The sequence below is a fragment of the Halorubellus amylolyticus genome (assembly GCF_034808145.1).
Taxonomy (GTDB): domain Archaea; phylum Halobacteriota; class Halobacteria; order Halobacteriales; family Natrialbaceae; genus Halorubellus.
On sequence record NZ_JAXHGM010000001.1, the window covers coordinates 61,964 to 87,123 of the forward strand.

General features: G+C 69.8%; 29 protein-coding genes. 20 read left to right on the forward strand and 9 right to left on the reverse strand.

What is annotated here, in order from left to right:
* Positions 1-79: 79 nt before the first annotated feature.
* Positions 80-871 (reverse strand): SWIM zinc finger family protein, encoded by a 792-nt coding sequence (locus SM754_RS00310; RefSeq protein WP_323674224.1) that lies wholly within the window; start codon positions 869-871, stop codon positions 80-82.
* A gap of 187 nt (positions 872-1,058) precedes the next feature.
* On the opposite strand from SM754_RS00310, the gene SM754_RS00315 reads away from it, so the two are divergent.
* From SM754_RS00315 to SM754_RS00335, 5 genes are all read left to right on the forward strand, one after another.
* Complete coding sequence (locus tag SM754_RS00315) at positions 1,059-1,394, forward strand: DUF7471 family protein (RefSeq protein WP_323674225.1); 336 nt, start codon at positions 1,059-1,061, stop codon at positions 1,392-1,394.
* A gap of 23 nt (positions 1,395-1,417) precedes the next feature.
* Positions 1,418-1,933, forward strand: a complete 516-nt coding sequence (locus tag SM754_RS00320; RefSeq protein ID WP_323674226.1) for a winged helix-turn-helix transcriptional regulator — start codon at positions 1,418-1,420, stop codon at positions 1,931-1,933.
* Between the two features lie 296 nt (positions 1,934-2,229).
* The gene (locus SM754_RS00325; protein WP_323674227.1) at positions 2,230-3,516 is read left to right on the forward strand and encodes a DUF7405 family protein; all 1,287 of its coding nucleotides are present in this window, start codon (positions 2,230-2,232) and stop codon (positions 3,514-3,516) included.
* Between the two features lie 103 nt (positions 3,517-3,619).
* Positions 3,620-4,702, forward strand: a complete 1,083-nt coding sequence (locus tag SM754_RS00330; RefSeq protein ID WP_323674228.1) for a DUF7350 domain-containing protein — start codon at positions 3,620-3,622, stop codon at positions 4,700-4,702.
* A gap of 64 nt (positions 4,703-4,766) precedes the next feature.
* Positions 4,767-5,003, forward strand: coding sequence for a DUF7472 family protein (locus SM754_RS00335; protein ID WP_323674229.1), 237 nt, complete (start codon positions 4,767-4,769; stop codon positions 5,001-5,003).
* Positions 5,004-5,049: 46 nt separating this feature from the next.
* On the opposite strand, the gene SM754_RS00340 is transcribed toward SM754_RS00335, so the two are convergent.
* Complete coding sequence (locus SM754_RS00340; RefSeq protein ID WP_323674230.1) at positions 5,050-6,090, reverse strand: DNA primase large subunit PriL; 1,041 nt, start codon at positions 6,088-6,090, stop codon at positions 5,050-5,052.
* 195 nt (positions 6,091-6,285) lie between these two features.
* On the opposite strand from SM754_RS00340, the gene thpR reads away from it, so the two are divergent.
* The 4 genes from thpR to SM754_RS00360 all read left to right on the forward strand — a co-directional run bounded on the left by thpR (position 6,286) and on the right by SM754_RS00360 (position 8,058).
* Positions 6,286-6,840 (forward strand): RNA 2',3'-cyclic phosphodiesterase, encoded by a 555-nt coding sequence (thpR, locus tag SM754_RS00345; RefSeq protein WP_323674231.1) that lies wholly within the window; start codon positions 6,286-6,288, stop codon positions 6,838-6,840.
* A 116-nt stretch (positions 6,841-6,956) separates the two neighbouring features.
* Positions 6,957-7,109, forward strand: coding sequence for a 50S ribosomal protein L39e (locus SM754_RS00350; RefSeq protein ID WP_166042609.1), 153 nt, complete (start codon positions 6,957-6,959; stop codon positions 7,107-7,109).
* A gap of 2 nt (positions 7,110-7,111) precedes the next feature.
* Entirely contained in the window at positions 7,112-7,390 is a 279-nt protein-coding gene (locus SM754_RS00355; protein WP_323674232.1) for a 50S ribosomal protein L31e, read from the forward strand.
* A gap of 2 nt (positions 7,391-7,392) precedes the next feature.
* The gene (locus SM754_RS00360) at positions 7,393-8,058 is read left to right on the forward strand and encodes a translation initiation factor IF-6 (RefSeq protein WP_323674233.1); all 666 of its coding nucleotides are present in this window, start codon (positions 7,393-7,395) and stop codon (positions 8,056-8,058) included.
* A gap of 34 nt (positions 8,059-8,092) precedes the next feature.
* On the opposite strand, the gene SM754_RS00365 is transcribed toward SM754_RS00360, so the two are convergent.
* Positions 8,093-10,147, reverse strand: a complete 2,055-nt coding sequence (locus tag SM754_RS00365; protein WP_323674234.1) for a DUF7289 family protein — start codon at positions 10,145-10,147, stop codon at positions 8,093-8,095.
* Positions 10,148-10,511: 364 nt separating this feature from the next.
* On the opposite strand from SM754_RS00365, the gene rpl18a reads away from it, so the two are divergent.
* The 6 genes from rpl18a (at position 10,512) to SM754_RS00395 (ending at position 16,042) form a co-directional block, all read left to right on the forward strand.
* Positions 10,512-10,688 (forward strand): 50S ribosomal protein L18Ae, encoded by a 177-nt coding sequence (rpl18a, locus tag SM754_RS00370; RefSeq protein WP_323674235.1) that lies wholly within the window; start codon positions 10,512-10,514, stop codon positions 10,686-10,688.
* Positions 10,685-11,149 carry a prefoldin subunit alpha gene (pfdA, locus tag SM754_RS00375; RefSeq protein ID WP_323674236.1) on the forward strand — a complete coding sequence of 155 codons (465 nt, stop codon included), beginning with the start codon at positions 10,685-10,687 and terminating at the stop codon, positions 11,147-11,149. Before rpl18a ends, pfdA begins: the two co-directional genes overlap by 4 nt.
* Before the next feature lie 6 nt (positions 11,150-11,155).
* A complete protein-coding gene (gene ftsY / locus SM754_RS00380) occupies positions 11,156-12,409 on the forward strand; it encodes a signal recognition particle-docking protein FtsY (RefSeq protein WP_323674237.1) in 1,254 nt (417 codons plus the stop codon).
* 113 nt (positions 12,410-12,522) lie between these two features.
* Positions 12,523-13,095, forward strand: coding sequence for a response regulator transcription factor (locus tag SM754_RS00385; protein WP_323674238.1), 573 nt, complete (start codon positions 12,523-12,525; stop codon positions 13,093-13,095).
* Positions 13,096-13,408: 313 nt separating this feature from the next.
* The gene (locus tag SM754_RS00390) at positions 13,409-14,812 is read left to right on the forward strand and encodes a signal recognition particle protein Srp54 (protein WP_323674239.1); all 1,404 of its coding nucleotides are present in this window, start codon (positions 13,409-13,411) and stop codon (positions 14,810-14,812) included.
* Between the two features lie 3 nt (positions 14,813-14,815).
* Positions 14,816-16,042, forward strand: a complete 1,227-nt coding sequence (locus SM754_RS00395) for an MFS transporter (RefSeq protein ID WP_323674240.1) — start codon at positions 14,816-14,818, stop codon at positions 16,040-16,042.
* Positions 16,043-16,075: 33 nt separating this feature from the next.
* Here SM754_RS00395 and surE read toward each other — a convergent pair whose 3' ends face one another.
* The 3 genes from surE to upp all read right to left on the reverse strand — a co-directional run bounded on the left by surE (position 16,076) and on the right by upp (position 18,525).
* On the reverse strand, positions 16,076-16,942 hold the full coding sequence (gene surE / locus SM754_RS00400; RefSeq protein WP_323674241.1) for a 5'/3'-nucleotidase SurE: 867 nt from the start codon (positions 16,940-16,942) through the stop codon (positions 16,076-16,078).
* A gap of 609 nt (positions 16,943-17,551) precedes the next feature.
* Positions 17,552-17,761, reverse strand: coding sequence for a DUF7569 family protein (locus SM754_RS00405; RefSeq protein ID WP_323674242.1), 210 nt, complete (start codon positions 17,759-17,761; stop codon positions 17,552-17,554).
* An 86-nt stretch (positions 17,762-17,847) separates the two neighbouring features.
* On the reverse strand, positions 17,848-18,525 hold the full coding sequence (gene upp / locus SM754_RS00410) for a uracil phosphoribosyltransferase (protein ID WP_323674243.1): 678 nt from the start codon (positions 18,523-18,525) through the stop codon (positions 17,848-17,850).
* A 165-nt stretch (positions 18,526-18,690) separates the two neighbouring features.
* Here upp and SM754_RS00415 point away from each other — a divergent pair, with 165 nt between their 5' ends.
* Positions 18,691-19,389, forward strand: coding sequence for a DUF5828 family protein (locus tag SM754_RS00415; protein WP_323674244.1), 699 nt, complete (start codon positions 18,691-18,693; stop codon positions 19,387-19,389).
* On the opposite strand, the gene SM754_RS00420 is transcribed toward SM754_RS00415, so the two are convergent.
* Positions 19,386-20,291 carry a hypothetical protein gene (locus tag SM754_RS00420; protein WP_323674245.1) on the reverse strand — a complete coding sequence of 302 codons (906 nt, stop codon included), beginning with the start codon at positions 20,289-20,291 and terminating at the stop codon, positions 19,386-19,388. The two genes, SM754_RS00415 and SM754_RS00420, sit on opposite strands and share 4 nt — an antisense overlap.
* 125 nt (positions 20,292-20,416) lie before the next feature.
* Here SM754_RS00420 and SM754_RS00425 point away from each other — a divergent pair, with 125 nt between their 5' ends.
* The gene (locus tag SM754_RS00425; protein WP_323674246.1) at positions 20,417-21,154 is read left to right on the forward strand and encodes a response regulator; all 738 of its coding nucleotides are present in this window, start codon (positions 20,417-20,419) and stop codon (positions 21,152-21,154) included.
* Between the two features lie 88 nt (positions 21,155-21,242).
* Positions 21,243-22,436, forward strand: coding sequence for an inorganic phosphate transporter (locus SM754_RS00430; protein WP_323674247.1), 1,194 nt, complete (start codon positions 21,243-21,245; stop codon positions 22,434-22,436).
* Between the two features lie 42 nt (positions 22,437-22,478).
* Here the strand turns inward: SM754_RS00430 and SM754_RS00435 are convergent, their stop codons facing one another.
* Positions 22,479-23,876, reverse strand: coding sequence for a hemolysin family protein (locus SM754_RS00435; protein ID WP_323674248.1), 1,398 nt, complete (start codon positions 23,874-23,876; stop codon positions 22,479-22,481).
* Positions 23,877-24,008: 132 nt separating this feature from the next.
* Between SM754_RS00435 and SM754_RS00440 the strand changes: the two genes are divergently transcribed.
* Both SM754_RS00440 and SM754_RS00445 read left to right on the forward strand, forming a co-directional pair.
* Positions 24,009-24,353 (forward strand): glutathione S-transferase N-terminal domain-containing protein, encoded by a 345-nt coding sequence (locus SM754_RS00440; RefSeq protein WP_501993720.1) that lies wholly within the window; start codon positions 24,009-24,011, stop codon positions 24,351-24,353.
* Positions 24,353-24,871 (forward strand): peroxiredoxin family protein, encoded by a 519-nt coding sequence (locus tag SM754_RS00445; protein WP_323674249.1) that lies wholly within the window; start codon positions 24,353-24,355, stop codon positions 24,869-24,871. The genes SM754_RS00440 and SM754_RS00445 overlap by 1 nt, the downstream gene beginning before the upstream one ends.
* 60 nt (positions 24,872-24,931) lie before the next feature.
* On the opposite strand, the gene SM754_RS00450 is transcribed toward SM754_RS00445, so the two are convergent.
* The gene (locus SM754_RS00450) at positions 24,932-25,147 is read right to left on the reverse strand and encodes a hypothetical protein (protein ID WP_323674250.1); all 216 of its coding nucleotides are present in this window, start codon (positions 25,145-25,147) and stop codon (positions 24,932-24,934) included.
* Positions 25,148-25,160 lie beyond the last annotated feature (13 nt).

Sequence of the window (25,160 nt, forward strand, 5' to 3'; positions counted from 1 at the left end):
CTGCCTAAAGAATAAAAAGCCGTCGGTTCTTTGGCTGGCCTAAAAACGCCGCTGTCGTGCGGTTTGCTGTGTCGCCTGTTCACTCATGACGCCCTCCCGCGCCGGAGTCACGACCCGCCTCGCCGCGGTCTGGCGCGCCGCGCGTCGGGTCCTCGCCCGCGACAGCCCCGCCGTCCACGCGTTCCAGTCGCGACAGCGGGAACGAGTACACGCGCAACGACGCCGGCCGCGGCCCGTCGCCGTCCACGCGGACCGACGGGTACACCGCGGCGACGACCGGGTCGTCGTCCGGGTACGCCGCGTTCGTCTCGTAGTCCGCCACCGTGACGTCCCGTCCCGGAATCGCGACCTCGTCCGCGCGCTCGGGCGACACCGCGACGACGAGCACGACCTCGCCCGTCTCGCGGTCGCGGGCCCGCTCCCCGACCGCGAACGCGTGCGTCTCGCAGAGGTGCGGCTCCGGCGCGCCCGGGGGGACGAGGGCGAACGCGCCACAGGACGCGCACGTCGACGCGACGTGACTCGGCGGCGCCACCGCACCCGCGGTTATCTCGATGGCGACCCGCCGCAGGTGCTTGCAGCGCGCGCCCCTGATGGCGTGATCCGGACACGAACACCGTCCCTCGGTGACGTCCACGAGGTAGTCGTGCCCGCTCTCGCTGTGGACCGCGTACCGGCCACTCCCGAGAGCCAGCACCGTCATCGCCTCCGTGCGCGCCCGAACCGACCGTTCGTCGAGCGCGTCCTCGCGGCCGCCGTCGGTCGCGCCCCCGGCGCTCGCCCCGTCCGGGGCGTTGCGGTCGCTCGGCGACGCGGAACGGTCGTCGAACTGCTCGGTTCGTGACGCGGGTGTGTTTCGAGTGTGCGTCATAGGTATCCAGGGAGCACGACCCGTCGCGGCCGTGCATCCGTCGACTAGAAACAGGGGTTCGAGCGACTTCAAGCCTCTCACGCGCGCTCGCGCGAGAAAAAGTGAATGACGACGGTGGCTGGAGTCTGGCCGTGGCGCTGCGGACCGACCGAGGCCTTCAGGAGGCTCCAGCGCGTACGCGCCGTCGATGGCTTCCGTGGTCGCGAGCGTCGCCCTGCACGCCGCTCCAACTGTCGGCCCGGCGTACGCCGCCGTGCTCGTGCTCGCGAGCCTCGGGAGCGCCGCCCTCGGCGGCCTCGCGCTCGCCGCGTTCGCGCGCCGCCGCACCAGTCCGTACCTCTTCGTCGCGCTCGCCGTGCTCGCGCTCGGCGCGCGGAGCGCGCTCGGCTGGCTCGGGATGGTCGGCGGCCTCTCCGCGACCACGCACCACACCGCCGAACACGGCCTCGACGTCGTCATGGTCGCGCTCGTCGTCGCCGCCGTCTGGTACGCCCGAAGCGTCCGCCCCACGACCACGTCCTGACCGCCACACCCACAGACACCCGCATGACCGACACCAGAACCAGCATCGAACGCACCGTCGCCGCCACCCCGGGCGTGCACTTCAACGAACTCGTCCGCGACACCGCGTACGCGCCCGGACAGGTCCAGTACCACGTCCGCGACCTCGTCGACGCCGGCGTGCTCGCCCGCGAGGAACTGTTCGGTCGCACGCACTACTATCCCCCCGAGTACGACGCCTTCCAGCGGCGCGTGCTCGCGCTCGTCCGCCGCGAGACCACCCGCGACGTCCTGCTCGCGTGCCTCGACGACGCCTCGAACCGCCCCGCGGACGTCGCCGACCGCGTCGGCATCGCCCGCAGCACGCTCGAACACCACGTCGCCAACCTCGAAGACGCCGGCGTCCTCGAGAAGCACCGCGACAGGCGCGGTCGCGTCACGCTCGCGCTCGCCCGCCCCCAGCGGACCGCCGACCTCCTCGAGACCGTCGAACCCAGCGTCTCCGACAAGCTCGTCGACCGCTTCGCGCGCCTCGTCGACGACCTCCTCGCCGCCGAGTGAACGCTCGCCGTCGACGACCTCCTCGACGCCGACTGACTCGTTGGGCTTCGCCGTCGACAACACCCAGGACCCACCGCAGCCTCGCGGGGCGGGACCCGCTCGGCAGCGAGGCAGTTTGCCGCGCGCCAGAGGCGCGCGTTCTCGGACTTCCTCGACCGCACCACACCGCAGCCTCGCGGGACGGGACCCGCTCGGCAGCGAGGCAGTTTGCCGCGCGCCAGAGGCGCGCGTTTTCCTGCCTCGTTTTCGACGTGCGTACCACGGGGTACAAGAAAGCCCAGTGCCTAGCGCCGCGCATGGACCCACGAGACGGTCGCGGACTCGACCGACGCGAGTTCGTGAAATCGGCGGTCGCCATCGGCGGGGCGAGCGCGCTCTCGGCGTGCCTCGACCGCCTCCCCGGCGGCGGTCGCGACGTCCCGAAGGGCGGCGACCCGTCGTCGCTCCCGGCGCGCCAGCACGCCTGGAACGAGTTCCTCGCCACGGACGAGCACGGGAACGACGTCAACGCGCGCCACCACGTCCTCGCGTACCTCGACTACGCCGGCGACGGCACGCCCACCGAGAGCGAGCGCGAGACCGTCGAGACCGCCCTCCGCAGCCTCGAACGCGCCTACGAGTACTCGAACGACGGCCTGCTGTTCACCGTCGGGTACTCGCCGTCGTACTTCGACCGGTTCGACGAGTCGCTCCCCGACAGCGTCGACCTCCCCGCGCCCGAGGCGCTGTCGTCGTTCGAGGACCCGACGCTCGACGAACAGGACGCGGTCGTGCACCTCGCGAGCGACCACGGCGACGTCGTCCTCGAGGCCGAACAGGCGCTGCTCGGCGAGCGCGAGGCCGCGAACGACCGCGAGATGGACGCGTCCGTCGCCGGCGTCCTCGAGGAGGCCGACCGCCGCACCGGCTTCGTCGGGAAGGGCCTCCCCGCCGAGCACAGCGACGTCGACGGCATCCCCGACGACGCGGACATCGACGAGGACGCCCCGCTATACATGGGGTTCAAGTCGGGCTTCACGAAGAATCAGGCGGCCGAGGACGCCGTCACCATCCAGTCCGGGCCGTTCGCGGACGCTACCACCCAGCACGTCTCGAAGATCAGGCTTCGACTCGACGACTGGTACGGCGAACAGGACCAGGAGGACCGCGTCGCCGAGATGTTCTGTCCCGCGCACGCCGAGAACGACGTCGTCGAGGGCGTCGGCGAGAACCTCGGGGACGGCTCGAAGGTGAGCGAGTGTCCCGCGCACCTCGACGAGACCGCCCAGGAGTACGGGCGCGTCGGCCACAACCAGAAGACCGCGCGCGCCAGGGACGAGAACGACAACCCGCGCATCCTCCGACGTGACTTCGACTCCACCGACGACGGCAGAGCCGGCCTCCACTTCCTCGCGGTCCAGCGCACCATCACGGACTTCGTGGAGACGCGCGAGGCGATGAACGGCACCGACGCCACCGAGAACCCCGCCATCCGCCAGCGCGTCAACAACGGCATCCTCGAGTACACGTTCGTCCACCGGCGCGGCAACTTCCTCCTCCCGCCCCGGCAGCATCGCGCGCTCCCGGCGCCGCGCCCCGAATGACGCATCGACGCCTCGACCGGACCCCCGGTATTCGACCCGCGAACCACGCGATTTCGAGTCCTAAACCACAACCCGCTTCTGCGTGACTCCCCGACTCTCGTGCATGGATAGACGCACGTTCCTCCGGTCGGCCGGCGCGGCCACGACCGCGAGCGCGCTCGGCGCGACGGCGGGCTGTCTGGGGCTGCTGGAGACGCGCTCCGCGCGCGCACCGCCCGTGCTCGAGGACCGCCCGAACGCGGTGTACTACCCGACCCACGTCGAGGGCATGGAGATGGGCGAGATGGGCAAGTCCGGCGACTACGCCGTGATGGCGATGTACTCGTACTCGCATCGGTTCTGGAACGTCAACGGGACGACCGTCGAGAAGACGCCCATCCAGGAGGGCGACGACGCGCACATCATGGTGAACGTGTTCGACCCGAAGACCAAGCAGGTCCTCCCGGACGCCGGCGTCAGCATCGAGATATCGAGCGACGGCGATACCGTCAGTCAGGAGACCATCTACCCGATGCTCTCCCAGCCGATGGCGTTCCACTACGGCGCGAACTTCGACATCGGCGACGTCGACGCGGCGACGCTCACGGTCGACGTGTCCGTCAGCGGCGTCACGTCCGGGGGCGTCGTCACCGCCGGCGAGTACGCCGGGCGGTTCGAGGAGCGAGCGACCATCCCGGTGGAACTCCCCTACAGCGAGGCCACGAAGGAGAACATCTCCTTCGAGCAGACCCCGGAGAGAGCCGGCGAGCGCACGGCGCAGGAACCCATGGGGATGGACATGCCCCTTGGCGTCGCGCCCGCAGCGGGCGACCTCCCCGGGCGCGTCCTCGGCGACCCCGCGAACGGCGAGCCGAAGAGCGGCGACGCCGTGTTCGCGACGACCGTCGTCGACGCCGACCGCTTCGACGGCCGCTACCTCGCAGTCAGCCCGCGCACGCCCTACAACGGCTACATCATCCCGCGGATGGGCATCCAGGCGACCGTCGAGCGCGACGGCGACGTCGTCTACGACGACGCGCTCGACCGCGTCCTCGACCCCGAACTCGGCTACCACTACGGGCGTCCCGTCGACGTCCGGTCCGGCGACGAGGTCACGCTCTCGGTGACGACGCCCGCGCAGGTCGCGCGCCACGAGGGCTACGAGACCGCGTTCCTCGAGTTCGACGACGTCACGCTCACCGCCTGAGCGCCCGGAACGCGCTGACCGCGAGTTAGACACCCTTTTGTTCCCGCCCCGGTTCAGGTTGCCTATGGACCGTCAAGACTGGACCGAGGTCGCCGTCTCCATCGGCTCGGTTCTCGTCATGCTCGCCATCTTCGTCGGCATCGGCCTGACCTACGGCGACGCGCAGGGCGTCCTCACCGTCGACGGCGGGTTCGTGCTCGCCGGCGCCATCATGTTCTTCGTGCTGTTCATGGTCGGTATCGGGTACGGACTCGCGTACTTCCTGAAGCCCGACGAGGACGACAACGGCAACCCGGCCTGACGACGAACGCGACCTTTCCTTCGACCCGTCGACGCGCCGCGAGCGGTCAGTCGCCCGCGGACTCGACGCGCGCCTCGTAGTACGAGAGCGGATGCTGGACGTCCGCGCAGAGGTCGTCCTTGTTCACGCAGTCCCCGTACGCGTCCATCGTCTTGCACGAGGGGAGCGGGTACTCGACGCCGCGTTCGCCAGCGACGCGCTCGATCCCGTAGCGGACGCGCTGAGCAAGCACGGGGTCCTCGCCCTCGGCGACGTCGAGGAGTTCGAGGACGTCCTCGTCGTCCATCCCGATGGCGGCGCAGAACGAGCACAGCGAGAACCACGAGTGCGCCGGGAGCGTCTCGCCGTCGCGAGCGCGCTCCAGGAGCGCCTGCACGCACGGCGGGAACAGCTCCGGGACGACGCGGTCGATGTCCACGGCGACGTCGATGTCCGCGAGCACCTCCTCGACGCGCCCGACCGCCGCGGCGAGCGCGTCCGCGATGGCGTCGGGGACCGACAGCGGGAGTCCGTCGGCGACGCGGTCCTCGATGGCTTGCCGGAGCAGGACGAGCAGCTCGTCGCGGTCGACGGGGACCTCGCCGTCGGCGAGCTCGCGGCGGTTCAACCGCCACGCGTCACCGTCGAGGTTCGAGGACAGCCGGAGGTACGCCGTCACGTCCACGCGGTACGCGTCCTCGCCGCCGACCGGTTCGACGGCGTCGTCGAGCCCGAACTCCGCGAGCAACCCCGACAGCGACACCTCGCCGCCCGAACCGTAGGACAGGTCCGCGTTCTCCGTGACGTCCGCGCGGATGCGTTCGACCGCGGTCGCCGCCTCCGCCTGCGCGTACGTCCGCGTCACCGCGGGCTCGTCGACGAGCGACACGAGCACGCGCGCGACCGGGTACGAGAGCAGTTCCGTGCGCGTCCGCCGCCGGGGCGCGCCCACGTCGCCCTCCGTGAGCGCGGCCGTGACGCGGTCGACCGCGCGGTCGACCGCCGGCGCGTCCCCGCGAGCGACGAGCTCGCCGAGGTCCACGGCCGCGTCGTCGACCGCCTCCCGCGCGCTCTCGAAGAACGGGTATCGCGCGTGCAACGACTCCATGCCAGGGTCTTACCGAGCGCCGTCGAATAAGCGCGACGGTCCGCGCCAGCGCAGTCGAGCGGGTCGACCGCGAGCGCCGCCGCGGGCCGCTCGACGGTCGCACTGGCACGGCGGTCGGCCGGGCGTTCGACGGGCGAGCCCGCCCGCGATTGAACGGGCGTGGGGGTTTACGGTTGCGCGCGCTCGACTCGGGGTATGCGACTGTTCGTGAGCGTCGACCTCCCCGACGCACTCGCCCCCGCCGTCGCCGACGTCCAATCGCTGTTCGCGGACGCCGCCGGCGTCGACCCCACGGACCCCGACGGCGTGCACGTCACGCTCAAGTTCCTCGGTGAGACCCCCGAGCATCGCCTCGACGCGGTCGCGGACGCCGTCGAGCGCGCCGTCGCCGACGCCGACGTCGACCCGTTCGAGGTCGAGTACGGCGACCTCGGCGTGTTCCCGAGCCTCGACTACATCAGCGTCGTCTGGCTCGGCGTCCGCCGCGGCGACCTAGAGCTCGCGCACCTCCACGACGCCATCGAACGCGAGACCACCGCGCTCGGGTACGACCCCGAGGACCACGACTTCACGCCGCACGCCACCATCGCTCGCGTCCGCCACGGCGGCGGCAAGGACCACGTCCAGTCGGTCGTCGTCGAGGCGGAACCGACCGTCGGTACCACGACCGTCGACGAGGTCCACCTCACCGAGAGCACGCTCACCGACGACGGCCCGCGGTACGAGACCCTGCGAGCGTTCGAGCTCTGACCTGCTCCCATCCCTGGCTCGTGCGCCCGTTCGACGGCCGGGTGCGGGACCGACGGCGTCCATCACCGAACCGAAAGGACAACCCTATAAGGTCTCACGCGATAGTCTCGGCCACTATGAGCAAGAAGTCGAAGGCGAAGAAGAAGCGCCTCGCCAAGCTCGACCGACAGAACAGTCGGGTGCCGGCGTGGGTCATGCTCAAGACCGACATGGAGACGCAGCGGAACTACAAGCGCCGGAACTGGCGGCGTAACGACACGGACGAGTAACGATGAGCGCAGAAGAATTCGAAGAGCGCGTCGTCACCGTCCCGCTCCGAGACGCCAAAGCCGAAGCGAAGCACAAGCGCGCGGACAAGGCCATGACGCTCGTCCGCGAGCACCTCGCGCAGCACTTCAAGGTCGACGAAGACCAGGTCCGCCTCGACCCCTCCATCAACGAGGCCATCTGGTCCCGCGGCCGGAAGAAGCCCCCGAGTAAGGTTCGCGTGCGCGCAGCGCCGTTCGACGTGGACGGCGACCGCGTCGTCGAAGCCGAGTACGCAGAATAACGGTGCTACGCACCGCGTTCGTCGGATCACCGTACGTCGGCGTGTTCGCTCGCGCCACCGACACCGTACTCGTCGTTCGACCGGACGTCGACGACGAGCTCGTCGACGCGCTCGCCGACGAGCTCGCGGTTCCAGCGATCGCGACGAACATCGGCGGGTCCGCGACCGTCGGGTCGCTCGTCGCCGGGAACTCGAAGGGGCTCGTGGTCACGGGCCGCGTCCGCGACCGCGAGCGCGACCGCCTCGCGGACGCCGTCGACGTCGACGTCGGCGTGCTCCCGGGTCGTCGGAACGCCGCGGGGAACGTCGTGCTCGCGAACGACGCGGGCGCGTACGTCCACCCCGAGCTGAGTGACGACGCCGTCGCGGTCGTCGAGGAGACGCTCGACGTCCCCGTCGAACGCGGCGAGCTCGGTGGCGTTCGGACCGTCGGCACCGCGGCGGTGGCGACGAACGACGGCGTGCTCTGTCACCCGAAGGCCACGGAGGAAGAGCTCGCGGCGCTCGACGAGCACCTCGGCGTGCACGCCGACGTCGGGACCGTGAACTTCGGCGCGCCGCTCGTCGGCTCGGGCCTGCTCGCGAACGACAACGGGTACGTGGTCGGCGAGGACACGAGCGGCCCCGAGCTGACGCGCATCGAGCAGACGCTCGGCTTCATCGACTGAGCGGCGTTCCGCTCGGTCGCGAGACGCTTCTTCTTCACGCCAAGGCGTCGACGGCGAGCGACGCACGTGCACGCGGTCGCCAGTCGACGCTCGCGGGTGAGACGCCGGAGAGTGCGGCGCTCGCGGATGGGACGCCGTGGAGCTCGCCGCTCGCGGGCGCGACGCGGGTGGTGTCGTCGGTGACGTTGACGTCGTCGTACGTGACGGAGATGACGTACCCGTTCTCGACGTCCGGGTCGGCGTACGTGAGGCCGCCGCCACCGCCGTCGGGAGCGCCGTCGCCGTCCTCGTCGGCGGTGACCTGGTTCCGGAGGGACTCGTCGAAGTGGAACTCGGCCTGCTGCTCGAAGGTCACGGTCCCGCCGACGAGCGCCCCCCAGACGTCCACGCGCTTCCCGAGGCTGATGGTGCCGTCGTCGGCGGCGTTCCCCGGCCCGTACAGGACGCCCGTGAACGTCGTCGGGTTCGACGGCGTGGTGTCGGCGAACGTCGCGCCACACCCGGCCTTGCACGCGACGACGAGCGCGTTCGACCGGTACGTTCGCGTGCCGCCGTCGACGACGCGGACGGTCGCGCCCTCGCCGACGAACAGCTGGTCGCCCGCGGTCGTCGACTCGGCGACGAACGCGTGCACCTGGCCGTCGCCCGTGACGGTCACGGTCGCGTCCGCCTCGATGTCGACGTCGCCCGCGACGGCGAGCACGACGTCGCCGTCGGTCGTGTCGAACGTGAGGTCGTGCCCCGCGGGCACGGTCAGCTCGTCGAGGTAGTACACGCCGCTCTCGACGGTCGCGTCCGACCCCGCGTACTGGACGCCCGAGGCGTCGACCGCGGGCTCGTCCTCGTTCGTGTTGTACGTGCTCGCGGTCCCGACCGTCTGGTCGATTGTCGCGTCGAGCGGGGGAATCGACGGGACCTGGGTGCCGTTGCCCCACGCCCCCGTGATGTGGCCGGTGCGGTCGCCCTCCTCGGACGGGGTCAGTGCCGTCGTGGGACCGCCCGCGGTGGAGTTGTTCACGTACACGTCGCCGTTCACGCAGTGGTCGCCGCCCGCGGCACAGGACGACGACAGCGACACCGACCCCTCCGCGTACACGTTCCCCTCGATGGTCGCGCCGTTGGCCTGCACGGCGACGTCGCCGCGCGTCAGGACGGTCCCCCCGCTGTCGTACGTCGGCGTGCCACCGTCCCACGGCCCCGTCGTGCTGTCGTAGCTGTCGACCGTCGCGTGCCGCGTCTGCAGGAGGAGTTCGCCAGAGGACGCCGTCGAGAAGATGGCGCCGTACACCTGAACGCCCTCGAACGTGTACTGGTCCGGGTGAACGCCGGCCCCCAGCGGTGCGGTGACGGACGCCGTCCGCGTTCCGGCGTCGACGGTGTGGGTGGCGACCGGGCCGAACTCGCGCTCGAAGTACCGATGCCACGCGCGATAGTTGTCGCTGCCCGCGACCGTGATGGTGACCTCGCGGACGTACTCGAGGTCGACGGCGCCGTCGTCGGTGAGGCAGAGGTCGGCCTGGACGCCGTCGTCGGCGCGGTCGGCGCTCGCGAGGAACTCGCTGCCGTGGACGTCGCCGGTGACGTTCGGGACCGAGAACGACACCGTCCGGATCGGGTGGCCGTTCACGTGCTCCGTGCGGTAGTCGAGCGCGGGCGACTGCACGACGGTCGTCCCGCTCGCGGACCGCCTGAAGATGCCGCCCGCCTGGTACGCGACCGCGCCGTCCGACCCGGCGTCGACGACGACCGTCCCGAGGTCGGTCTCGGCCGTGCACGCCGCGCGACCGTTCACCTGCACGCGCAGTCGACCGTCGGGCTCGACGCGCACGTCCTCGGTCGCGTCCCCGAGGTCGACGAGCTCTCGTGCGTCGCGCCCGGCGTGTGCGACCGACGCGAACGTCGCCCCGGCCGCCTGCAGAGACGTCTCCGCGCTGTCGGCGGCGGACGCGTCCTGGACGGACGCCTTCGCGTCCATCCCGGTGACGAACACGATACCGGCACCGGCGGCGACGATGCCCAGAAGGAGGACGACGCCGACGAGCGGAGCGACCGCGCGAGCGTGCCCCCGACCCCAGCCGAGCATCTGCATGATAGTTACCAGTTGGCATAGACTGGGGTTAGTTAGAAGCCAGCTAGCCAGACGGGAACGAGAGCCTACGCCCCCGGAACGACCGCTTACGCGCCCGAACAGACGCCGCCGCGGCCACCGGAGCGCCAGCGACGACCGAAACGACGGCCATCGTCGCCCGGACCGCCCGTAGACGCGACCTACCCGGAGCGACGACCGTGACGCACGCGTCCCGCCGAGAGGACCGTGGTAGACACGTGCTGCCGCCGACGACCATGGTGTACGCGTACCGCCGGATATCTCGGGCGTCGACGCGGCGAACGCACCGCAACGGCGGGATATTGAAGTGAGAAGATTCTTCCCCCTAGGCGACGGATTCGACTACATGAGTCAGTTCACTATCCGCGGGACGTTCCAGACGAAGCGCGGACAGAACAACTTCGAGACGACGATCGACGCGACGAACGAGAACGTCGCCCGCGAACACACGTACGCCAACTTCGGCAGCCGTCACGGCTGCACGCGTCAGCAGGTCGAGATCGAGGAGGTCGAAGCACAATGATGGGCGGTGGTGGCGGCGGCGGCGAACTCCAGCAGCTCTCCCAGGAACTCCAGCAGATTCAGGAAGAGATCGAGGGGCTCGAAGCGGACATCCAGGAGCTCCGCGACGAGAAGACCGAGATGGACGAGGCCATCGAAGCGCTCGAGACGCTCGAGACGGGGTCGACGGTGCAGGTCCCCCTCGGCGGCGACGCGTACGTTCGCGCGGAGGTCCAGGACCTCGACGAGGTCGTCGTCGGACTCGGCGGCGGGTACGCGGCCGAGCAGTCCGAGAGCGACGCTATCGAGACGCTCGAGACGAAGAAGGGCGTCGTCGACGACAAGATCGACGCCGTCTCCGAGGACATCGACGACCTCGAGGCCGAATCCAGCGAACTCGAGGAGAAGGCCCAGCAGATGCAGCAACAGCAGATGCAGCAGCAGATGCAGCAGATGCAGCAGCAGGAAGGCGACGACGAGTAAGGCCCGATGTTCGACAGTCTGAAGGAGAAGCTCGGGAGCTTCCGGAAGGACGCCGAGGAGGCGGCCGAGGAGAACGCCGAGGAGCTCGACCCCGAGGACGCCGAGGTCGCCGAGGGCGAGGCCGTTGACGCGGCCGACGTCGACGGCGAGGAAGCCTCGGCTGCCGTCGACGCGACGGCCGACGCGACCGCGTCGACGGACGAAGCGACCGCTGCCGCGAGCGACGCGGACGCCCCGGACGCGGACGTGGCCGACGCGGACCCGAGCGCCTCGGACGTCGACGCGGACGCGGCCGATGACGACGGGGTCGGTGACGACGCGGCCGCGGACGACGACGATGCGGCCGCGGACGGCGACGAGTCGTCGAAGTCGACCGGGTTCGCGCGGAAGGCGAAGTCCCTCGCCACCGGGAAGTTCGTCATCGAGGAGGAGGACCTCGAAGGCCCCCTCCAGGAGCTCGAGATCGCGCTCCTGTCGTCGGACGTCGAGATGGGAGTCGCCCAGCAGATCCTCGACAACATCCGCGAGGACCTCGTCGGCGAGACGCGGAAGTTCACGGAGTCGACCGGGAGCGTCGTCGAGTCGGCGCTCCGTGACGCGTTGTACGACGTCATCAGCGTCGGGCAGTTCGACTTCGAGCAGCGCGTCGCCGACGCCGAGAAGCCGATGGTCATCATCTTCACTGGCGTGAACGGCGTCGGGAAGACGACGAGCATCGCGAAGATGGCGCGGTACTTCGAGGAGCGCGGCATGTCCTCGGTCATGGCGAACGGCGACACGTACCGCGCGGGGGCGAACGAGCAGATCCGCGAGCACGCCGACGCGCTCGGGAAGAAGCTCATCGCGCACGAGCAGGGCGGTGACCCGGCGGCGGTCATCTACGACGCCGTGGAGTACGCGAACGCGAACGACGTGGACGTCGTCCTCGGCGACACCGCGGGTCGATTGCACACGAACGAGGGCCTGATGGACCAGCTCGAGAAGATCGGGCGGGTCGTCGGGCCGGACATGACGCTGTTCGTGGACGAGGCGGTCGCGGGTCAGGACGCCGTGCAGCGCGCGAAGCAGTTCGACGACGCGGCCGAGATCGACGGCGCCATCCTGACGAAGGCGGACGCTGACTCCAACGGTGGGGCCGCCATCTCCGTCGCGCACGTCACCGGGAAGCCCATCCTCTTCCTCGGTGTCGGCCAGGGCTACGATCACCTGGAGCGGTTCGACCCGGACCGGATGGTCGACCGGCTGCTCGACGACGAGTGACCGGTCGCCTCGATACGTTCTCGCCGTTACCGCGGGTGGCGGTCGCGCCGTCCGTCCTCGCGGCCGCGGCTACAACGGCTAAGTCCCTCCACGTGTTAGAGGCTCGATAGCAGATGCCAGAAGACCAGGAGACGACCGTGCTCGTCGTCGACGACGAGGAGAAGCTCGCGAACATGTTCACGCTCTGGTTGCGCGGGGACTACGACGTTCGCACGGTGTACGAGGGGGAGGCGTTCCTCGCGGAGGTGGACGAGGACGTCGACGTGGTGCTGCTGGACCGACGGATGCCGGGGTACTCGGGCGACGACGTCCTGGAGATGCTGGGGCGACGGGACGCGGACCCGGCGGTCATCGTCGTCACCGCAATCGACCCGGAGCTGGACGTGCTCGAGATGCCGTTCGACGACTACCTCGTCAAGCCCGTGCAGCACGACGAGCTCGTGGACGCCATCGAACTCCAGATGCGGGCGCGCGAGCACGACGCGGACCTCCAGCGGTTCCTGCGGCTCGATACGAAGCGACGGGTGTTGCTCACCGAGCACCGCGAGATGGCGCTCTCGGGGCGCCCCGAGTGGGAGTCGCTCATCGAGGAGTACGACGAACTGAGGGACCGACTCCAGCGCACGGTCGACGACTTCGAGTCCGTGGTCGAGGCGTACCGGTCGTCGCACCGCGGTCGCACGTAACGCGCTCGGCCGTCTCCGCCGGTCGCGGCACCGTCGGCTCGTTCGATCCCCGTCGAGCGGAACGCGGTCGCTCGCGGGTGGCGTGCGAAAGTGGTGATGGAAGTGGAGGATGACAGCCAGCGTCGGTTACTGACTGACCTACAGCCAGCGGTGGCGAGGCACCAGCTGCGTACAGAACTGGGTAGTCCCCCGTGAAAAAGCTATCGCGAAGACAGTTCCTATCCGCCTGTCGAGGTGTTCGGCCGTCGACCCGGTCGGGCTCCGTGCGCGAGAAAAAGGCCTTTAGGTGGGAGCCACGTACCTGCGTCCAATAATGGTACTCGACGACCTCGGAAGCTCTCTGCGGGGCACGCTCGACACGCTCCGCGGGAAATCACGCATCTCGGAGGAAGACGTCGAGGAGGTCGTCAAGGAGATCCAGCGCTCGCTCCTGCAGGCCGACGTCGACGTCTCCCTCGTGATGGACCTCTCGGACCGCATCAAGGAGCGGTCCCTCGACGAGGAACCGCCGAAGGGCACGACCGCCCGCGACCACGTCCTCCGTATCGTCTACGAGGAGCTCGTGGACATGGTCGGCGAGTCCACGGAGATCCCCCTCGAGAACCAGACGATCCTGCTCGCCGGCCTCCAGGGGTCGGGGAAGACCACGTCCGCGGCGAAGATGGCGTGGTGGTTCTCGAAGAAGGGGCTTCGGCCGGCGGTCATCCAGACGGACACGTTCCGCCCGGGTGCGTACGACCAGGCGAAGGAGATGTGTCGCCGTGCGGAGGTCGAGTTCTACGGCGACCCGGACTGCGACGACCCCGTCCAGATCGCTCGCGAGGGCCTGGAGGCGACGAGCGACGCGGAGGTGCACATCGTGGACACGGCGGGTCGGCACGCGCTCGAGGACGACCTCATCAGCGAGATCGAGGAGATCGACCGGACGGTCGACCCGGACCGGTCGCTGCTCGTGCTCGACGCCGCCATCGGGCAGGGAGCGAAGGACCAGGCGAGCCAGTTCGACGAGTCCATCGGGATCGACGGCGTCGTCATCACGAAGCTCGACGGGACGGCGAAAGGTGGCGGGGCGTTGACGGCGGTCGACCAGACCGATTCCTCGATCGGGTTCCTCGGTACCGGCGAGGAGGTGAAGGACATCGAGCGCTTCGAGCCCGAGAGCTTCATCTCTCGCCTGCTGGGGATGGGCGACCTGAAGCAGCTCACGGAGCGCGTGGAGCGCGCGATGGCGGAGACGGGCGAGGGCGAGGAGGACGACTGGGACCCGGAGGACATGCTGAAGGGGGAGTTCACGCTGAAGGACATGCAGAAGCAACTGGAGGCGATGAACAACATGGGGCCGCTCGACCAGGTCATGGACATGATTCCGGGGATGGGCGGCGGCATCAAGGACCAGTTGCCGGACGACGCGATGGACGTCACGCAGGACCGGATGCGGCGGTTCGAGATCATCATGGATTCGATGACCGAGAAGGAGATGGAGAACCCGCGTGGCGTCGGGCAGACGCAGGTCGAGCGCATCGCTCGCGGGTCGGGGTGCGAGGAGGAGGAGGTCCGCGAGCTCCTCCAGCAGCACAAGATGATGGAGCGCACCCTCAAGCAGTTCCAGGGTGGGATGGACGGTGACATGCAGCGGATGATGAAGAAGATGCAGGGCGAGGGCGGTGGCGGTATGGGCGGCATGGGCGGTGGCGGCATGGGGCCGTTCGGCGACTGAACGGTGGGGCTGGGTTCGCTCCGGGACCGCGTCGCGCGCCTCGACGCGCTCGCGTTGACGGCCGCGATCTGGTTCCTCGCGAAGTTCCTCCGGTATCTCTTCCCGCCCTTGTTCCCGACGCTCACCGTCGAGTATGGCGTGTCGAACGCGGTCGTCGGTGGGGCGTTCACGGCGCTGATGCTCGCGTACGCGGCGATGCAGTTACCGTCGGGCGTGCTCGCGGATCGGTTCGGTGGGTGGCGCGTGGTGGCGGCGGGCGCGGCTCTCGCGGCGGTCGCGTCGCTCGCGCTCGCCGCGCCGCTCGTGACTGGCTCGCGACTCCCGTTCGCGGTCCTCGTCGCGGCGATGGTACTCGTCGGGGTCGGCACTGGGATGCACAAGACCGTCGCCGTCCCGCTCCTGTCGCGGATCTACTCGCGGCGACGCGGCCGGGCGCTCGGCGTCCTCGACACGTTCGGGGCGTTCGGTGGCGTGGTCGCACCGGTCGCGGTGGTCGCGGCGACGACCGGCGCTCTCGCGGACGCGCTCGACTGGCCGGCCGTGTTCCTCGCCGCGGGCGCGACCGGGTTCGTTCTCGCGGGCGCGTTCGTGCTCCGCGTCCCCGAGCGAGTGGGTGCCGTCGGTGACGGCGACCCCGACAGCGCGACGTCGCTCTCGGCGTACGTGGGTTCGTTCGCGGACCGCGACGTCGCCGCGTTCGTCGCCGTCACCGTCCTGTTCTCGTTCACGTACAACGGCGCCGTCGCCTTCCTCCCGACGTACCTCGTCGAGGCCGGCGAGCTCTCGACGGGGACTGCGGGGGCCGTGTACGCGGCGCTGTTCGCGGTCAGCGTCGTCCAGGTCGGGACGGGTGCGGCGAGCGACCGCGTCGGTCGCCTCCCGGTCATCGGTGGGACGCTCGCGCTCGCCGCGGCCGCGCTCGTGGTCGTCGTCGCCGTCCCGACCGCGGGCGTCCTCGTCGTCGGCGCGAGCGTCGTCGCGTTCGGCCTCGGCAGTCACGGCTTCCGTCCCGTCAGGGGCGCGTACCTCGTGGAGCTCGTCCCGGACGACGTCGCCGGTGGCGCGCTCGGCGTCGTCCGTACCGCCATCATGGGCGTCGGCGCGATAGCGCCCGCGACCGTCGGCGTCCTCGCGGAGGCGTTCGGGTTCCGGGTCGCGTTCGCCGCGCTCCTGGCCGCGCTCGTCGGTGCGCTCGTCGCGCTCGCCGCGGTCGCGGTGCTCTCGGAGTGAATCTCCGACTCGAATCTTGGCCGTCGCGCTCGACTACTCGTCGCCGGCGTCGGCGAGCGCTGTGCGAGCGCGGTCGACCGACTCGACGACCCGTTCGAGCGCGTCGGTCTCGAGCGCGTTCCGCGGTGCGGTGAGCCCGGAGACGCCGACCTCGCCGTCGATGACGGCGCGTCGCTCGGTCCCGACCGGGTAGCGCTCGCGGTGGTCGTCGATGCCCGGCATCGGGTTCTCCCAGCCGACGACGTGCGGCCACAGCGAGTCCTGCAGGCCGATGACGTCCTGGTCGTCCGCGGCGTCGACGGGGAGGTCGTCGGTGTCCTCGTGGCGTTCGACGTGCAGGTCGAAGTCGATGTCCGGTCGCGTGAGGCGGACGCGCGCGTCGGCGTCCTCGATGGGGGCGTTCACGTTCAGGACGTCGACGTCGTCGAAGACGCCGGCGTCGAGCGCGCTCGCGACGACCTCGCGGGCGACGCGCGCCGGCGGGTCGAAGTCGTGGTCGTCGGGCGGATGCACGTGGAAGTCCCGCGTGTGGTACGCCGACACCGCGACCGCGGGCGTGCCGAGGAACGCGGCCTCCATCGCCGCGCCGACGGTCCCGCTCCGACCGAGGACGTACGCCCCGAGGTTCGGGCCGTGGTTGCAACCGGAGACGACGAGATCGAACTCGGTGTCGAGTCCGCGGAGCGCGTACGCGACGCAGTCCGCTGGCGTCCCGTCGACCGCGTACCCCCACGGGTGGGGTTCGCGCGTGACGTACTGCGAGCGGTCGCGGCCGACGCCGGACTGGTTCTCGGCGGGCGCGACGACGGTGACGTCGCCGAGCGCCCGTAGTTCCTCGTAGAGCGCGGCGAGTCCGTCCGCGTCGATGCCGTCGTCGTTCGTCAGCAGCACCTCTGTCATTGCGAGGACGTTGGCGTGCCGAGAGAAACGGCTTTCGACCGCGGGACGTCACCGGCTCCGGAGTCTACAGTGGGTCGTTCCGGGTGGAGATTCCGGCCGCCGGCCGTCGCGCCGTCGGCGACGACGTACTCGAAGCGAAGGGGTCCGGTCGAGCGGCCCGGTCGTACGGTACGAACCGTTCCTGTGAGAGTGATTCTCAATGCGGGGTGGGTTTCGGACGGAACCGACGACGTCCCGAAACCGGCGTAGTCCCGCGATTACACAGTCGAAACGAGGGGGTTCGAGCGGTCTGGACGACGCGACCCACCAGTCCCAGTCGTGTGCGTAACGTTGACAATGAATGGGTGATTTCGGACCGAGTCACAGCCACCTCGAATCGACCGTCGTCGTGCGGTCCCGGACCCGAAACGGGGGGGTTCGCCGTGGCCGACCTCCGACATCTCCAGAGCGCTCCCGAGCGATACCGAGCGAACCCCACCGCTCACGGGGACCGTCTCCAGTGGAACACCAGCCGAGACACCCCGACGCCCGACGGGGGTCTAGACGTGAAACGAAGGGGTTCGAGGACCGCGAACTCGCGCCTCGACGGCGGCTATCGACGCCCGCGAGCTAGTCGACGATGATGTCGTCGTCGTCGACCGTCGGCTCGCTCGCGTTCTCGGGTTGCATCTCCACCTGATACCGGTCGATCCAGCCCGCGAAACAGTCCGGGCACAACCGCTGGGAGTCTATCTGTGTGCGGTCGACCGCCAGCCGCACCGTCCGCGCCAGCGCGTCGGACACCGCGTCCCCGCAGTCGTCGCACGCGTCCTCGGTCATGCCCGCTACGTGCACGCCACCGCTAATAAACCCCCGTTCCGTGCGACCGCGGACACACCCCGAGCGGACGGGGCCACGAGCACGACCTACGTCGTGCGGAACGCGCGGTCGCCCGCGTCACCGAGCCCCGGGACGATGAAGCCGTTCTCGTCGAGCTCGTCGTCTATCGCGACTGTCAACAGGTCCGCGTCCGGGCACTGCTCGGCGACGCGAACCAGGCCCTCCGGCGCCGACACCGCCGACAGCGCGATGAGATGCTCGGGCTCGGGCGCGTTCTCCAAGACGTGCTCGAGCACGCGCCCCATCGTCGACCCCGTCGCGAGCATCGGGTCCGCGACGATGACGGTATCCTCCTCGGTTATCTCCGGGAGCTTCACGTAGTCGACCGTGATGGGGAACTCGCCGTCCTCGTTCCGCCCGGCCTCCTCGTCGCGGCTCGCGGAGATGACGCCCTGGCGAGCGCGCGGGAACGCCTTCAGGAGTCCCTCGACGAACGGCGTCGCCGCCCGCAGCACGTTCACGATGACGACGTCGTCGAGGCCCTTCACGCGCTCGCCCATCGTCTCCGCCATCGGCGTCTCTATCTGGACGTACTCCGTCTCCATCCGGCCGTCGATGATCTCGTACCCGCAGATGCGGCCGAGCTTCACGAGGCCCTTCCGGAACGCCACCTGCTCGGTCTCGACGCTTCGGAGCTTCGAGAGCGTGTCCTTCGCGAGCGCGTGCGTGACGAGGTACGCCTCGTCGCGGTTCTCGATGGTCATACCCGACAACGCGACGTCCGCGAAGTAAATCCATTCGGTCTCCCGACCGCGCCTCGAACGGTCCGCCCCCGAGCGCACGCCGCTCGACCGCCGCGCCCCAGCGTCGTGGTATCGAGCGGCGTGGAACACTTATCCCGGTTCGCGCCGTACGTCGCTCCCAACCGAATGGAAGAGAGCATCTCCGGGTTCAAGGTCCGTGGGTCGTGGTCGGACGTCGTCGAGCACGGCGAACGCGTCACGCGGGCGCTCCGGGACCTCGACGTTCCCTACGACGAGTACGCGGGCGCGTTCGACGAGTGGGAGGAGTGGCGACCGAAACATCACGAGGACATCGACGACGACGTCGCGCCGAAGACCGCCGACCAGGCGAGCGTGGAGGAGGGCGAGGGCGAGAAGGCCGGGAAGGAACCCGGCGAGGACGTCCAGTCCGCGGGCGAGAAGATAAGCGAGTCCTACGACCGCCTGGAGGACGGCGAGACGGACGACGCCGTCGAGGAGTGGCGCAAGTCCATCGGGTACGTCGCCCGCGCCGCCGACTCCGCCGGCCGGAAGGCCCTGCGGAAGGTCGAGGACACCGTCTACCAGCACGTGATGACCCAGCTCGCGCCGTACTACTTCGACAACGCGCTCGTGTCCGCGAACATCCAGCAGACCGGCGGTGACGACGACACGTTCGTGTTCGAGGTGAACGTGAACGACGACGACCTCAAGGAGCAGGTCGCGGAACGGCTCTACGAGTACGAGGACACCGTCGACCGCTGGCACGTCGACACCGAGAAGGACACCGAGACCGTCGAGGCCGCCGAGGGCGTCGAACCGCCGCAGTCGACGACCGACGGACGGTCCCGACCGGACTCGAACTAGCGGTCGTGGCGGTCGGCGTCATCGACGTCGCGTGCGTCGTCGTCGCGGCCGCGAGTGATGCGGCCGCCGTGAGTCTCATAGTTGCGAGCGTCGGGTTCGCGGCGGTCGGCATCCCGGGGCGTCGACGGGTCGTCACTTCGACCACTCCCGCGGTCGAACCGGCCGTCGACGAGGTCGACGACGAACGCGGCGGTCGCCCCGGTGGTCGCGGCGGCCAGCGGCGCGGCGAGGACCGTCGCGAGCGCGATGGTGAGGACGCCGGCGCGGACGACCGTGGACGCGGGCAGGGAGACGAGTGCGGCGAGCAGGAGGTACTGGCCGCCGAAGCTCGCGTACGCGCCGCCGTCGGTCGCCAGGTCGACGCTCCGGGAGAGCGCGTCGACCGCGTCGCGGTCCTCGACGACGACGAGGAACGGCGCGGCGTACAGCGCGTACCCGAGGGCGAGGACGAGCGGGAACGCGAGCACGACGAGCGGACCGAGCGCGAGCGCGGCCGCGACGAGGACGAGTCCGACCGCGGCGAGTGCGAGCGCGATGCCGAACAGGGGCGCGAAGTACCGCGACAGCGCCGCGTCGACGCGCGTCTCGCCGCGCCCCGGGCGGACGCGCTCGACGACCCGCGGGACGTACACCGCGGTCAGCGCCGCGTTCACGAGCATGCCGACGACGAACGCGACCGGGCGGACGAACACGCCCTCGGGCGTCGGGACGTTCACGAACGACCACAGCGTCGCGAACCCCGTCGGGAACGAGAACGTCACGCCACCGCCGGGTCCGGCGCGTAACACGCGCAGCGCGTTCTCGAACTGGAGGGCCGTACCGACGACCGGCAGCGCGAGCAGGAGCGCGTCCGACCGCACGCGCCCCCACGCCGCCTGCACGTACTCGGGGAGGGAGACCATGGACGCGAGCGGTTCGCCCGGCCGGCACTCGAACGTTCGGGTTCGAGGTCCAGGGTCCACGCGGCGCCCCGCGACCCGGCGTCTCTCGCCCGAAGTTCTTTGTTCGAACGACGACTTGACCGCGTATGGTCGCGCAGCCGACCGTCGCGCACCTCGACGACGACGAGGCGTTCCTCGACCTCGCCGAACGGTTCCTCGAACGCAAGGGACTGGACGTGCGCACGTACGCCGACCCCGACGCGGCACTCGACGCGCTCGACGACGTCGAGTGCGTCGTCTGCGACTACGACATGCCGGCGTGCGACGGCCTCGACTTCCTCGAGCGCGTCCGCGAGCGCGACCCCGACGTCCCGTTCGTCCTCTTCACGGGGAAAGGGAGCGAGGCGGTGGCGAGCACCGCCATCTCCGCGGGCGTCAGCGACTACGTCCAGAAGGGCGGCACGGACGCCTGGACGCTGCTCGCGAACCGCGTCGAGCGCGCCGTCTCCGAGTACCGCGCGCAGCGCGAACTCCGCGAGCGCGCCGACCGCTTCGAAGCGATCTTCGAGCGCCACGCCTCCCCGATGCTGCTCGTCGACCCCGACACCGGCCGCATCGAGCGCGCGAACCACGCCGCCTGCGAGTTCTACGGGTACGACGCCGACGCGTTCACCGGCCTCGACGTCGACGACATCAACGCCCTCCCGGCCGACGAGGTCGCCGAACGCCGCGTGGCCGCGGACGCCGGCGACGAGAACCACTTCGAGTTCGAGCACGAACTCGCCGACGGCGAGGTCCGCGCCGTCGACGTCTACACCACGCCCGTCAGCGTCGACGGCGACGACGTCCTCTTCTCCATCGTCCACGACGCCAGCGAGCGCTGACCGCGGCCGCCCGCCTCCCGTCGGCTCGACGACCTCGCTGCCGGAGACGACGCCTACTTGTACCGTCCCACACTCGAAGCTATACGAAATGGTGGACGCCGGGACGCTCGGCACGCTCGCGATCGCCGGACTCGCCAGTCTGTTCATGGCGTGGACCATCGGCGCGGGCTCGTCGGGCTCCACGCCGTTCGCGCCCGCGGTCGGCGCGAACGCCATCGGCGTGATGCGCGCCGGGTTCGTCGTCGGCATCCTCGGCTTCGCCGGCGCCGTCCTCCAGGGCGCGAACGTCACCGAAGCCGTCGGCAGCGAACTCGTCCTGAACACCGCGCTGTCCGCCGAAGCCGCGACCGTCGGGTTGCTCGTCGCCGCCGCCCTCGTCGCGCTCGGCGTCTACACGGGCTACCCGATCGCGACCGCGTTCACCGTCACGGGCGCGGTCGTCGGCGTCGGCCTCGCGATGGGCGGCGACCCCGCCGTCGCGAAGTACCAGGAACTCGTCGCCGTCTGGGTCTCCATCCCGTTCGTCGGCGGGTTCGTCGCGTACGTCACCGCCCGATTGCTTCGCGCCGAGGCCGTCTCCGAGCGCGCCGTCGTCCCCGTCCTCGCCGCGATCGTCGGCGCGATCGTCGCGAACGTCGGGTTCACGCTCCTCGGCCCCAGTGGCGAGACGCGCTCCATCGCGGCCGCCGCCGCGGCCGCGCTCGGCGTCGTCTCCACGACGGGCGTCGTCGCGGTCACCGCCGCCATCGCGCTCGCGGTCGCCGGACTCCTCGCACTCGACCTCCGGAGCGACGAGGCCGCCGGCCAGCGGCACTTCCTCGTCGCGCTCGGCGGGCTCGTCGCGTTCTCCGCGGGCGGCAGCCAGGTCGGCCTCGCCATCGGCCCGCTCACGCCCCTCGTCGGGGAAGGCCAGGCCGTCGTCGTTCCCCTCGTCGCCCTCCTGCTCGCCGGCGGCCTCGGCCTCCTCGTCGGCTCGTGGACGGGCGCCCCCCGGATGATAAAGGCACTCAGTCAGGACTACTCGTCGCTCGGCCCACGCCGCTCCATCGCCGCCCTCATCCCCGCGTTCTCCATCGCGCAGGTCGCCATCTTCCTCGGCGTCCCCGTCTCGTTCAACGAGATCATCGTCTCCACCATCGTCGGCAGCGGGTACGCCGCCGGCTCCAGCGGCGTCAGCCGCGAGAAGATGCTGAAGACCGTCGCCGCGTGGATCGGCTCGCTCGCCCTCTCCTTCGTCGTCGCCTACGGCGGGTTCTGGGCCGTCGACGCACTCCTCGTCTGACCGGTCCCCGCGTCACGACCGAGCGTGGGTTCCGCGTGCGAGTCACTCCGTCGGCACTTCGCCGGGTTCGACGTCCGCGTCCGCGTCCGGTTCGTCGTCGGCCTCCTCCTCGGGGAGGAGCGTCAGTCGCGCCTTCATGATGCGCGTGTTCTCGACCTGCTCGACGGTGATGCGGACGCGCCCGTACTCCATGACCTCGCCCTCCTCGACGAGGCGCCCGGAGCGATTGAAGATGAACCCCGCGATGGTCTCGAACTCCTCGCCCTCCGGCAGCTCGATGTCGAGGAACTCGTTGACCTCCTCGATGTTCACCTCGCCCTTCACGAGGACCTCGTCCTCGCTCACCTGCTCGATGGGTTCCTCCTCCTCGCCTTCGAGGATCTCGCCGACGATCTCCTCGATCATGTCCTCCATCGTCACCAGGCCCTCGGTCGTGCCGAACTCGTCGATGACGATGACCATGTGCATGCGGTTCTCGCGCATCTCCGCCATCAGCTCGTCCGCGTTCTTGGACTCGGGGACGTGCAGCGTCGGCTGGATGATGTCGCCGAGCTCCAGGTCGCCGTTCTCGCCGTAGTTCAGGTCGCGGACGAGGTCGCGGATGTGGACGACGCCGATGATGTTGTCGAGACTCCCCTCGTAGACGGGGAGGCGTGCGTGCCCGCCGTGGATACACTGCTGGATCGCTTCCTCGATGGGGGCCTCCTTCGAGATCGCGTCCATGTCGAGGCGCGGGGTCATCACCTCCTTCGAGATGGTGTTGTTGAACCGGAAGATGCGCTGGAGCATCTCGCGCTCGTCCTCCTCGATGACGCCCTCGCGCTCCCCGGTCTCGATCATGTCCTGTATCTCGTCGCGCGTGACGTAGCTCGTCTCGATCGCCGACCGCCCGCCCGTTATCTTGTTCACGACGCGGGTGAGGTAGTCGAACAGGACGATCAGCGGCAACAGCAGGTACTCCGAGAACTTCAGCGGTTTCGCGATGCGTAGCGCCCACGACTCGGTGTTCTCGACCGCGTAGGACTTCGGCGCGCTCTCCCCGAACAGGAGCACGAGCGCCGTGATGCCGAACGTCGCGGCGAGGACTGCCTGTCCCTGCGTCATGTAGATTCCGAACAGACCCGTCGCAATCGAGGACATCGCGATGTTCACGATGTTGTTCCCGACGAGGATCGTCACCAGGAGCCGGTGCGGATCGTCCTTCAGTTCCTTGACGGTCTCCGCCCCGTACCGTCCGTCCTCGACGAGCGCGTCGATGCGGTGCGCGGCGAGCGAGAACATCGCGATCTCGGAAGACGAGAAGAACGCCGAGAGCACGATGAGCACCCCGATCGTGGCGCTTCCGAGCACCGCGACGGTGGTCTCGGAGACCTCGATGCCGACGAACGGAACGGTATACGCGGCTAGCAACGCAGATACGACACTAAGCGATGAACCCATTCAACTCCGAAGCTTCGGGTCCCGGTGGATTAACTCTTTTCTTGTCGGTGACACGGCCCTCGACGTCTCCGACCGTCGGCGCGTGCCTGCCGCGTCCCAAGCCCCTTAGTCTCGCGACGACCGAGTACGCGTATGACCGAGAACGCACCGATAACGCTCTATCGACTGCAGGCGTGCCCGTTCTGCGAGCGCGTCGTCCGCGTGCTCGACGAGTACGACCTCGACTATCGCTCGCGGTTCGTCGAACCGCTGCACTCGCGGCGGAACGTCCTCCAGCGCGTCAGCGGCAGTCGCACCGCGCCCGCCATCGTCGACGAGTCGACGGGCGTGACGATGAGCGAGTCCGCGAACATCGTCGAGTACCTGCACGCGACGTACGGCGACGAGCGCGCGACCGACGGCGGCGAGGACGTGGCGACCGACGGCGGGTCGACCGCCGACGCCGAGTCCCCTGCGGCGGACGGAGGTGACGCCTGATGGTCGACCTCGACTTCGATGTCGTCTCACTCCCCGACGCCGACCACCCCGAGGTCGGCGACACCGCCCCCGACTTCACGCGACCGCTCGTCAACGACGAGTACTGGGAGGACCGCAGCCTCGACTCGCTGCTCGACGACGGCCCAGTGCTGCTCGTGTTCACGACGATGAACGGCGCGTTCCCGGCGACGTACACGTGGAACGAGCTCCGCGAGCGCGACTGGGAGACCGACCACGACGTCTCCGTCGTGGGCGTCACGATAAGCGACCCCTACGACACGACCGAGACCATCCGCGACCGCGAGATCGACTACCCGATATTCAGCGACCCGCAGAACGGCGTCGCGGAGGCGTACGGCGTCGTCCACGACCTCGACGGGATGACGGGCGTCACCGAACCGCGACCGAGCGTGTTCCTCCTCGACGCCGAACGCACCGTCGAGTACGCCTGGACCGCGGGCGAGTGGCCGGACTTCCCGCCGTACGACGACGTCGCGGACGCGCTCGACGACGCCTGAGCGACCGGTCGCGTCACGCGAGGCGCCACCGGACACGCTCCCGGTCGCATCTCGAAGCGCTCAGTCGCCCGCGAGCAGGCGGGACGCGACGAGACAGTCGATTGCGAGCAGGGCGAGGCCCGCGACGGCCCACAGGGCGAACACCGCGCTCCGTCCGAGTCCGACGCCCCCGTCGAGCACCGCGAGCGGGTCGCTGGCGGGAAGGTACAGGATCGTCCACCCGGCGAAGAACACGTGGTTCAGGACGAGCGTCCGCTCGTCGAAGCCGACGTCCATTCGTTCGTCCGTG